At 74.8% G+C, this 10,975-nt stretch carries 8 protein-coding genes; 3 read left to right on the forward strand and 5 right to left on the reverse strand.

Translation table 11 applies throughout. The features are described from left to right. Positions 1–90 precede the first annotated feature (90 nt). From IF73_RS0109200 to IF73_RS0109210, 3 genes are all read left to right on the forward strand, one after another. Positions 91–1,755 carry an AMP-binding protein gene (locus tag IF73_RS0109200; protein WP_051716633.1) on the forward strand — a complete coding sequence of 555 codons (1,665 nt, stop codon included), beginning with the start codon at positions 91–93 and terminating at the stop codon, positions 1,753–1,755. Positions 1,756–1,759: 4 nt separating this feature from the next. After that, positions 1,760–2,581: a PaaX family transcriptional regulator C-terminal domain-containing protein gene (locus IF73_RS0109205; RefSeq protein WP_031005441.1), complete on the forward strand. Its 822-nt coding sequence runs from the start codon at positions 1,760–1,762 to the stop codon at positions 2,579–2,581. A gap of 297 nt (positions 2,582–2,878) precedes the next feature. Then, on the forward strand, positions 2,879–3,403 hold the full coding sequence (locus IF73_RS0109210; RefSeq protein ID WP_078867993.1) for an ATP-binding protein: 525 nt from the start codon (positions 2,879–2,881) through the stop codon (positions 3,401–3,403). A 3-nt stretch (positions 3,404–3,406) separates the two neighbouring features. Here IF73_RS0109210 and argF read toward each other — a convergent pair whose 3' ends face one another. The 5 genes from argF to mmuM all read right to left on the reverse strand — a co-directional run. Next, positions 3,407–4,420, reverse strand: coding sequence for an ornithine carbamoyltransferase (gene argF / locus IF73_RS0109215; protein ID WP_031005445.1), 1,014 nt, complete (start codon positions 4,418–4,420; stop codon positions 3,407–3,409). Between the two features lie 160 nt (positions 4,421–4,580). Further along, complete coding sequence (locus IF73_RS0109220; protein WP_031005447.1) at positions 4,581–5,813, reverse strand: arginine deiminase; 1,233 nt, start codon at positions 5,811–5,813, stop codon at positions 4,581–4,583. A gap of 224 nt (positions 5,814–6,037) precedes the next feature. Further along, complete coding sequence (locus IF73_RS0109225; protein WP_031005449.1) at positions 6,038–8,608, reverse strand: polynucleotide kinase-phosphatase; 2,571 nt, start codon at positions 8,606–8,608, stop codon at positions 6,038–6,040. Further along, entirely contained in the window at positions 8,605–10,086 is a 1,482-nt protein-coding gene (locus IF73_RS0109230) for a 3' terminal RNA ribose 2'-O-methyltransferase Hen1 (RefSeq protein WP_031005450.1), read from the reverse strand. Before IF73_RS0109230 ends, IF73_RS0109225 begins: the two co-directional genes overlap by 4 nt. A gap of 233 nt (positions 10,087–10,319) precedes the next feature. Next, positions 10,320–10,975 (reverse strand): homocysteine S-methyltransferase (mmuM, locus tag IF73_RS0109235; RefSeq protein WP_078867994.1); only part of this gene is annotated, 656 nt, incomplete at its 5' end.

The following is a 10,975-nucleotide window of genomic DNA, read 5'->3' on the forward strand; positions in this document are numbered from 1 at the left end:
CGTCATCGACACGATACGTCGCCGGGCCGCCGCCCGCCCGTCCGTGCCGCCGCTCCCCCACCCCCCACCGCCGCGCGGAGGGCGGGTCCCGTGGAGCTGACGCCCTCCGGGCACCTGGACCCCTTCGCCCGCGACCGGCTGCCGCCCGCCGCGCAGTGGCCCCGGCTGCTCTTCGAGCTGCCCGGACTCGGCTACCCCGAACGGCTCAACTGCGCCGCCGAACTCCTCGACGCGACGACGGAACGGTTCGGCGCCGCCCGTCCCGCCTTCCACGACGGCGAGGGCGGCACCTGGAGCTACGGGGAGCTGCGCGAGCACGTCGACCGGATCGCCCACGCCCTCACCGGCGACCTGGGGCTGCGGCCCGGCAACCGGGTCCTGCTGCGCGGCCCGACCACGCCCTGGCTCGCCGCCTGCTGGCTCGCGGTCGTGAAGGCCGGCGGGATCGCCGTCACCGTCCCGGCGCAGCAGCGGGCCGCCGAGCTCGCCGTCGCCGCGGAGACCGCCGCCTGCTCGCTGGCGCTGTGCGCCGCGGACGCGCTCGCCGAGCTGCGGGCCGCCGGCGTCCCGGACCTGGCGGTCGTCCCGTACGGCGGCGAGGGGCCCGGCGACCTCCTCGCCCTCGCCGGGCGCCGGACCGCCCGCCCCTTCCGGGCGGCGGACACCGCCGCCGACGACGTGGCGCTGATCGCCTTCACCTCCGGCACCACCGGCCGGCCCAAGGGCTGCGTCCACTTCCACCGGGACGTCCTGGCCGCCGCCGACACCTTCTCGGCGCACGTCCTGCGGCCCCGTCCGGACGACGTCTTCGCCGGCTCCCCGCAGCTCGCCTTCACCTTCGGCCTGGGCGGGCTGCTCGTGTTCCCGCTGCGCGCCGGGGCCAGCGCCGTCCTCCTCGACCGGGCCGGGCCGCAGCAGCTGCTCGCCGCGATCGGCCGGCACCGGGTCTCGGTGCTCTTCACCGCGCCCACCGCCTACCGGGCGATGGCCGGCCTGCTCGACGGCGGCTCGACCGCCGACCTGTCCTCGCTGCGCCGCTGCGTCTCGGCCGGCGAGAACCTGCCCGACGCCGTCTGGACCGCCTGGTACGCCAGGACCGGGCTCCGTCTCATCAACGGCATCGGCACCACCGAGCTCCTCCACGTCTTCCTCGCCGCCGCGGACGCCGACAGCCGCCCCGGCACCACCGGCCGCCCGGTGCCGGGCTGGCAGGCCGCCGTCCTCGGCCCGGACGGGCGGCCCGTCCCCGACGGCCGGGAGGGCCTGCTCGCGGTCCGCGGCCCGATCGGCTGCCGCTACCTGGCCAACCCGCGCCAGACGGAGTACGTCCGGCACGGCTGGAACATCACCGGCGACCGGTACGTCCGCGAGCCCGACGGCCGGTTCCGGTACGTCTCCCGCGCCGACGACATGATCATCTCGGCCGGGTACACCATAGCGGGCCCCCAGGTGGAGGAGGTGCTCCTCGGCCACCCGGACGTCGTCGACACGGCGGTCGTGGGCCGTCCGGACCCGCTGCGCGGCCAGGTCGTCGTCGCCTACGCGGTGGTACGGGACGGGGTGCCGCGCGACGCGGCCACCGCCGCCGCGCTGCGCGCGTACGTCCGCGCCCGCCTCGACCCGTACAAGTCCCCCCGCGCGGTCGTCTTCCTGGACGCCCTCCCCCGCACCGCCACCGGCAAGCTCCAGCGCCACCGGCTGCGCGGCCGGACGGGACCGGGGGCCGACCCGGCCGCGCGACACGGCCTAAAGTGATCACGTGGCCGAGCAGCACACCCCCCGTTCCCTGATCGTCTCGCTCTACGGCGCCTACGGCCGACCGTCCGAGGAGACGCCGATGCCGGTCGCCGCGCTCATCCGGCTGCTCGCGGCGGTCGGCGTGGACGCCCCGTCGGTGCGCTCCTCGGTGTCCCGGCTGAAGCGGCGCGGGCTGCTGCTGGCCCGCCGGACCCCCGACGGCGCGGCCGGCTACGCGCTCTCCGACGACGCCCGGCGGCTCCTGGAGGACGGCGACCGGCGGATCTACGCGAGGACGGAGCCGTCCCTCTCGGACGGCTGGGTCCTCGCCGTCTTCTCGGTCCCGGAGCAGGAGCGGCACAAGCGCCACCTGCTGCGCTCCCGGCTCGGCCGGCTCGGTTTCGGGACGGCGGCGCCGGGCGTGTGGATCGCGCCGGCCCGGCTGTACGAGGAGACCCGCCACGCCCTGGAGCGGCTGGACCTCTCCTCGTACGTGGACTTCTTCCGCGGCGAGCACCTGGGGTACGCGGCCACGGCGGAGGCGGTGGCCCGCTGGTGGGACCTGCCGGCGATCGCGCGGCTGCACGAGGAGTTCCTGGCCGGTCACGAGCCGGTGCTCGCCGCCTGGCGGGCGGCCCCGGGGACGGTGGCGGACGCCTACCGGGACTATCTGCTGACCCTGGACTCCTGGCGCCGGCTGCCGTACGCGGACCCGGTGCTGCCGGCCGAGCTGCTGCCCGCGGACTGGCCGGGCCGACGGTCGGCGGAGGTCTTCGCGGAGCTGCACGCGCTGCTGTGGGAGCGCGGCGCGGAGTACGTACGGGCCGTGGAGAAGGACCTGTAGGACGGGCCTCCCCGGGGCCCGCCCCTGAGCCCCTTCCGGGTCGTTCCCCGGGCCCTTCCCCGGGTCCCTTCCGGATGCCCTCCCCGCGCCCCGCCCCAGGTTCCCGTCCTAGGTCCTGCCCCGGCGGGGCGTCGGTCCCGGCGGGCTCGGGAGGGGGGTCTCTGTGGCCGGGAATCGCCCCCCACTATGGTTGAAACCAGGACGTCTCGGGTCGCGCCCCTCGCCGTTTCCCGTCGCCCCCCCCAAACACCGGCAAGTCGCCCGCCCCTCAACCACCGGCAAAGGGAGCCCGCCCCCATGCCCGATGTCACCGGCCCCACACCCGTCCCAGCCGTCCCGGCCGCCTCGATCGCCGCGCCCGCCGTACGTGCCGCGCCTGCCGTGCCCGGAGCCTGCTGGCGCGTCCCACTGCCGCGTACCACCGCCGCCGTGCCGCTCGCCCGCGCCCTGGTCCGTACCGCGCTCGGCGAGATCGGCCCCGACGCGCCCGAGCGGCCGGACCGGGACACCGCCGAGCTGCTCACCGCCGAGCTGGTGGCCAACGCGGTCGAGCACACCTCGGCCCAGGGGCCCATCGAGCTGATCGTGGAGCTGCTGGCCGCGCCGGGCGGCTGTCAGATCGAGGTGCACGACCCCGATCCGGCCCGGCCCGGGCAGCTGGAGTGCCCGGATCCGGACGCCGAGGTCGACCCCTGGCAGGAGCACGGCCGCGGGCTGCTGCTGATCCGGGCGCTCAGCAGCGACTGCGGCCACCGCCCGACCGCGCACGGCAAGGCGGTCTGGTTCACGCTGCCGCGGGTGCCCGCCCAGCGGAGGGCGTGAGGGCTACGCCGAGGCCGGGCCGGCGAGGGTCGCGACGAGGACCGCCTTGATGGTGTGCAGCCGGTTCTCGGCCTCGTCGAAGACGACCGAGTGCGCCGACTCGAAGACCTCGTCGGAGACCTCCAGCTCGGTCAGCCCGTAGCGGTCGTGGATCTCGCGGGCGACCTTGGTGCCCAGGTCGTGGTAGGCGGGCAGGCAGTGCATGAACTTGACGTCCGGGTTCCCGGTGGCGCGCAGGACGTCCATGGTGACGGCGTACGGGGCGAGGGCGGTGATCCGCTCGTCCCACACCTCCTTGGGCTCGCCCATCGACACCCACACGTCGGTGACGACGAAGTCGGCGCCCCGGACGCCGTCGGCGACGGACTCGGTGAGGGTGAGGGTGGCGCCGCTCTTCGCGGCGAGCTCACGGGCGGCGGCGACGACCTCGTCGGCCGGCCAGTACGCCTGGGGGGCGACGATCCGCACGTCCATGCCGAGCAGGGCGCCGGTGACGAGGTAGGAGTTGCCCATGTTGAAGCGGGCGTCGCCGAGGTACGCGAAGCTGACGTCCTCCAGCGGCTTGTCGCTGTGCTCGGTCATGGTGAGCACGTCGGCGAGCATCTGGGTGGGGTGCCAGTCGTCGGTCAGGCCGTTGAAGACGGGCACGCCGGCGAAGGCGGCCAGCTCGTCCACGGTGCCCTGGCTGTCGCCCCGGTACTCGATGCCGTCGTACATCCGGCCGAGGACGCGGGCGGTGTCGCGCACCGACTCCTTGTGCCCCATCTGCGAGCCGGAGGGGTCGAGGTAGGTGGTGGAGGCGCCCTGGTCGGCGGCGGCGACCTCGAAGGCGCAGCGGGTGCGGGTGGAGGTCTTCTCGAAGATCAGGGCGATGTTCCGGCCGCGCAGCCGCTGCACCTCGGTACCCGCCTTCTTGGCGGCCTTCAGCTCGGCGGCGAGGTCGACCAGGCCGCGGAACTCCTCGGCGGTGAAGTCCAGCTCCTTGAGGAAGTGGCGGCCGGAGAGGTCAAGGGCCATGGCGGGGCGCTCCTGAGGGTGGGTACGGTCGGGACGGGTGCTGCGGGGCACTGCGGGACGGTGGAAGTCTATACGTAACTCGGCATGCTTATACAGACTGGGGATGCGAGGCCCCTCACACCCCGCCGCCGCACGGACACCCCGCCCCCGGCGCGCCCCCTCACACCGGGTCCCGGACCACCGGGCAGCTCATGCAGCGCGGGCCGCCCCTGCCCCGGCCCAGCTCGCTCCCCGGGATCTCGATCACCTCGATGCCCCGCTTCCGCAGATGCGTGTTGGTCGTGACGTTCCGCTCGTACGCCACCACCACCCCCGGCTCCACCGCCAGCACGTTGCAGCCGTCGTCCCACTGCTCCCGTTCCGCCGCGTGCACGTCCTGCGTCGCCGTCAGCACCCGCACGTCCTGGAGCCCCAGCGCCGCCGCGATCGCGCTGTGCATGTGCTCCGGCGGATGGTCGGTGACCCGCAGCGCCTGCCCCTCGTCGCCCGGCTCGATCGTGTACGAGCGCAGCATCCCCAGCCCCGCGTACTGGGTGAAGGTGTCCCCGTCCACCATCGTCATGACCGTGTCGAGGTGCATGAACGCCCGCCGCTTCGGCATGTCGAGCGCCACGATCGTCCGCGCCGAACCCGCCGCGAACAGCCCCCGCGCCAGCATCTCCACCGCCTGCGGGGTGGTCCGCTCGCTCATCCCGATGAGCACCGCGCCGTTGCCGATGACCAGCACGTCCCCGCCCTCGATCGTCGACGGGTAGTCCGCCTGCCCCTCCGACCAGTGGTGGAACGGCCCGGCCTCCGGCCCCGTGAACAGGGGATGGTGCTTGTAGATCGCCTCGAAGTGGACCGTCTCGCGCTGCCGCGCGGGCCAGCGCATCGCGTTGATCGACACCCCGTCGTAGATCCACGCCGAGGTGTCCCGGGTGAAGAGGTGGTTCGGCAGCGGACCGAGGACGAAGTCGTCCAGTTCCAGCGCGTGGAAGCGGACCGACGTCGGCTCCCGGTGCGCGGCCAGGAACTCACGCTTCGTCATCCCGCCGACCAGCGCCTCCACCAGAGCGCCCGGGTCGAGCGAGTCGAACGCCGCCCGCAGGTGGTCGGCGGCGAGCGGACCGTACTCCTTCTCGTCGAAGACCCGGTCGAGGACGAGCGCCCGGGCCGCGGGCACGTCCAGCGCCTCCCGCAGCAGATCACCGAAGAGGTGCACCTCGACGCCCCGGTCACGCAGCACGTCCGCGAAGCCGTCGTGCTCCTGACGGGCGCGCCGCACCCACAGCACGTCGTCGAAGAGCAGGGCGTCCTTGTTGGTCGGGGTCAGCCGCTTCAGCTCCAGATCGGGGCGGTGGAGGATCACGCGGCGGAGCCGGCCGGTCTCGGAGTCGACATGGAATCCCATGCGCCCATCCTGACGGAGCGGACGGCCGTGCGCGTGGCACGCGCACGGCCGAATTCCGCACCGGGGCCGCTCCTCGGGCCCCTTGCGACCCGCTCCTCGGGCCCTTTGCCGGCCGCCCCCGCCTACGGCCGCGGGACACCGGGCCTCCAGCCGCGGGGCACCGGCCCCCTACAGCCTCAGGTCACCGGCCCCCCACAGCCTCTGGTCCACAGGCCCACCGGCCCCTAAAGCCGCGGGTCGACCGGCTCCGACTCCAGCGCCAGCACCGCGAAGACCGCCTCGTGCACCCGCCACAGCGGCTCCCCGGCCGCCAGCCGCTCCAGCGCCTCCAGGCCGAGCGCGTACTCGCGCAGCGCGAGCGAGCGCTTGTGCCCGAGGAAACGCTCCCGCAGCCGCGCCAGGTTCTCCGGACGGGTGTACTCGGGGCCGTACACGATCCGCAGGTACTCCCGGCCGCGCACCTTCACGCCCGGCTGCAGCGGACGGCCCGAGCCGTCCTTCACCAGCGCGGCGAGCGGCTTCACGACCATGCCCTCGCCGCCGGCGCCGGTCAGCTCCAGCCACCAGTCGGTGCCCGCCCGGACGGACGCCTCGTCGCCCGTGTCGACGACGATCCGCCGCGTCACCTGGAGCAGCCCCGTCGGATCGTGCTCCACGAGCCGGTCCAGCCACCCCAACTGGGTGTCGTGCGGCACGTCCGCCAGCATCCGGCCGCGCCCCGCGAGCAGCTGGAACGGCGCGAACCGCACCCCGTCCAGCCCCTCCGTCGGCCAGCAGTACCGCCGGTACGCCTCGGTGAACGCGCCCGCGTCCGCCGCCCGTTCGCGCTGCGCGGCGAGCAGCCCGTCCAGGCCCTCGACCCCGCGCGCCACGGCCGACTTCAACGCCCGTACGGCCTGCGGCAGTACGGCCCCGGAGGCCGCGCCGACCGCCGCGTACTGGTGCCGCAGCAGACCGCCCGACTTCAGCGACCACGGCATCAACTCGCCGTCGAACAGCAGCCAGTCCGTGTCCAGCTCGTCCCACAGCCCGGCCGCGCCGATCGCCGTCCGCAGCCGCGCCAGGACCTGCTCGGTGGCGTCCTCGTCGTCGAAGAACGGCCGGCCGGTACGGGTGTGCAGCGCACCCGTCGGCCCGTCCACGCCGAACCGCTCCCGGGCCGCGTCCGCGTCCCGGCAGACCAGCGCCACCGCCCGCGAACCCATGTGCTTCTCCTCGCACACGACCCGCTCGACGCCGTCCGCCCGGTACTGGGCGAACGCCTCCGCCGGATGCTCCAGATAGCCCTCGGCCCGCGCGGTCGCCGTCGGCGCCATCGTCGGCGGCAGGTACGCGAGCAGCCGGGGGTCGACCGCGAACCGGCTCATGACCTCCAGGGCCGCCGCCGCGTTCTCCTCCCGCACCGCCACATGGCCCAGGTGCCGGGTCTCCACCGTGCGCCGCCCGTGGACGTCCGCCAGGTCGAGCGGCCGCCCCTGGTGCCCGCCCGGTGCCTCCGACGCCAGCGGACGGGCCGGCTCGTACCAGACCCGCTCGGCCGGCACGTCGACGAGCTCGCGCTCCGGCCAGCGCAGCGCGGTCATCCGCCCACCGAACACGGCACCCGTGTCCAGGCAGATGGTGTTGTTGATCCAGGACGTCGTCGGCACCGGCGTGTGCCCGTAGACGACCGTCGCCCGGCCCCGGTACTCCTCCGCCCACGGGTAGCGCACCGGCAGCCCGAACTCGTCGGTCTCCCCGGTGGTGTCGCCGTACAGCGCGTGCGACCGGACCCGGCCCGACGTACGGCCGTGGTACTTCTCCGGCAGACCGGCGTGGCAGACCACCAGCCTGCCCTCGTCCAGCACGTAGTGACTCACCAGACCGTCGATGAACGTCCGCACCTCGTCGCGGAACTCGGCCGGTTCGCGCTCCAGCTGCTCGATCGTCTCGGCCAGGCCGTGGGTCTGCTGGACCTTCCGGCCCTTCAGCCAACGCCCCAGCTTGTTCTCGTGGTTGCCCGGCACGCACAGCGCGTTCCCGGCCGCCACCATGCCCATCACCCGGCGCAGCACGCCCGGCGAGTCGGGCCCCCGGTCGACCAGGTCGCCGACGAAGACCGCCGTACGCCCCTCCGGGTGCACCCCGTCCACATAGCCGAGCCGGCCGAGCAGCGTCTCCAGCTCGCTCCGGCAGCCGTGGATGTCGCCGATGATGTCGAACGGGCCCGTCAGGTGCCGCAGATCGTTGAACCGGCGCTCCAGCCGGACCTCCGCCGCCTCCACCTCCTCGGCCGACCGCAGGACGTGGACCTTGCGGAAGCCCTCCCGCTCCAGACCCTTCAACCCCCGGTGCAACTCGCGCCGGTGACGGGGAATCACATGGTCGGGCATGCCGGCCCGGTCGGCCCGCAGCGCGTTCCGCGCCCGGCACACCGACTCCGGCAGGTCGAGCACGATCGCGATCGGCAGCACGTCGTGCGCCCGCGCCAGCTCGACCAGCCGGCGGCGCGCCTCACGCTGCACGTTGGTGGCGTCGACGACGGTCAGCCGGCCCGCCGCGAGCCGCTTGCCGACGATGTAGTGCAGCACGTCGAAGGCGTCCCGGGACGCCGACTGGTCGTTCTCGTCGTCCGCGACGAGCCCCCGGCAGAAGTCCGAGGACACCACCTCGGTCGGCTTGAAGTGCCGCCGCGCGAAAGACGACTTGCCGGACCCGGTCGCGCCGACGAGCACGACGAGGGACAGGTCGGTGACGGGCAGCACCCGGCGGTCCACGGTGTCCGCCGTGGCGGTGGTGGTCGTGTCGGCACTCATGCCCGATCCTCCTTCTTCTTCTCGTCGTCCTCGGTCGCCGCGCGGGTGAACACCGCCATCTGCGTGGGCGCGCCGACCTCCGGGTCGTCCGCCCCGACGGGCACGAACTCCACGCCGTACCCGTACCGGTCGGCCACGCCCCCGGCCCACTCCCGGAACTCCGCCCGGGTCCACTCGAACCGGTGGTCGCCGTGCCGGACGTGCCCGGCGGGCAGCGACTCCCAGCGCACGTTGTACTCGACGTTCGGCGTGGTCACGACGACCGTACGGGGCCGGGCCGAGCCGAACACCGCGTACTCCAGGGCCGGCAGCCTCGGCAGGTCCAGATGCTCGATCACCTCGCTCAGCACGGCGGCGTCGTACCCGCCCAGCCGCTTGTCCGTGTACGTCAGCGAGCCCTGCACCAGCTTCACCCGGGCGGCCTGCCGCTCACCCAGCCGGTCCAGCCGCAGCCGGCGCGCGGCCACGGTCAGCGCCCGGACGGACACATCCACCCCCACGATCTCGGTGAACCGCACGTCCTTCAGCAGCTCCTGCACCAACTGGCCCTGCCCGCAGCCCAGATCGAGGACACGGGCGGCACCGGCGGAGCGCAGCGCGGCCAGGATCGCGGTCCGCCGGTGCTCGGCGAGCGGCACCGGCCGCTGCTCCGTGTCGCTCGTCTCGTCCACGGCGTTGTCGACGTCCTCGACGTCGAGCCCGTCGGCCTCGGCCAGCCGCACCAGTTCGAGCCGCTCCGACGCCTCGCGGGCGAGGCTCCGGCGGCGCGACAGGTAGCGGGTGGTGATCAGCTCGCGCCGGGGATGCGACGCCAGCCAGCCGTCACCGGCCCGCAGCAGCTTGTCCACCTCGTCGGGCGCCACCCAGTAGTGCTTGGCGTCGTCGAGGACGGGCAGCAGCACATAGAGCTGGTTCAGCGCGTCCGCCAGCCGCAGCTTCTCGCTCTCCAGCACCAGCCGCACGTACCGCGAGTCGCCCCACTCGGGGAACTCCGCGTCCAGCGGCACCGGTTCGGCGTCCACCGTCGCCCAGCCGAGCGGCCCGAACAGCTCCCGGACCAGCTCGGCACCGCCCCGGGCGGGAAGCACCGGCACCTCGATACGCAACGGCAACGGCTCGGCCGCCCGCTCCGGCAGCGCCTTGCACACCCCGTGCAGCGCCGTCTTGAACACCTGCGCCAGGGCGACCGCGAGCAGCGAGGACGCGGCGTACGGCCGGTCGTTCACATACTGCCCGAGCGCCGCGTCCGGGGCGCCGCCCCGGCCCTTGCCCTTGCCGCGGCGCACGAGCGCCACGGGGTCCACCTCCAGGAGCAGGGCCGCGGTGCAATGCTCCGCTGTCGCCTCGGGGTAGAGCACGTGCGCGGTGCCGTGCGAGGTCGAGAACGCCTGCGCCCGCTCGGGATGCTTGTGCAGCAGAAATCCGAGATCGGTCGCAGGACGCTCCGGGGTGCCGGTGGTACTGATCGTCAGGAACACACGCCCGAGTATGAGCGCGCCGCCCCTACCCCGACCATTGCTTTTCCTTCCCCGGGCCGACCGCGCCGGGCGGGGCTCGGTTGGGCGGCGGAACCGACCTCGGGGGCCGGCTTCCGGGGCGGCTCCGGCGCGGGCGCTCGGGAGGGAGGGCCCGTCCGGCGACGGCCCGTCCCCCGGGCGGGCACTCGGCGACGGCGGGTCAGTCCGGCGGGTGGGCGCTCGGCGACGGCGGGTCAGTCCGGCAGGTGGGGCGTCCCGGGGCGCTGGTCGGCCAGGGCGGCGACGGTCTCGGGGCCCACGCGGCAGCAGCCGCCGACGAGGCGGGCGCCGGCGCCGGTCCAGGCGGCGGCGAGGCGCGGGGCGGCGGCCGGGCCGTACGCGGGTGCGCCGCGCCAGCCGCGGGCACCGGCGTCCCAGCGCTCCCCGCTGTTCGGGTAGACGACCGCCGGCAGGCCGGTGGCGGCGACGGCCGCCGCGACGGCGTCGGCGGCCTCCGCCGGTTCGCAGCAGTTCACCCCGACGGCGACGACCTGCTCGTTCCCCACCGCGACCGCGAACGCCTCCGCGAGCCCCTGCCCGGCCCGGGTCCGCCCGCCGGCGACCGTGTACGACAGCCAGACCGGCACCCCGCACCCCTCGACCGCCCGCAGCAGCGCCTCCGCCTCGTCGGCGTCCGGCACCGTCTCCAGCGCCAGCACGTCCGGCCCCGCCGCCGCGAGCGTCTCCACCCGCGGCCGGTGGAACGCCACCAGCTCCCGCACCGACAGCCCGTACCGCCCCCGGTACTCGCTGCCGTCGGCGAGCATGGCGCCGTAGGGGCCTACGGAGGCGGCCACCCACACCTTCCGCCGTATCGCACTCCCCGGGGGCCCCTCCCCCTCCCCCACCC

The sequence above is a fragment of the Streptomyces sp. NRRL F-5727 genome, assembly GCF_000719555.1.
In the GTDB taxonomy this organism is placed as follows: Bacteria; Actinomycetota; Actinomycetes; order Streptomycetales; family Streptomycetaceae; genus Streptomyces.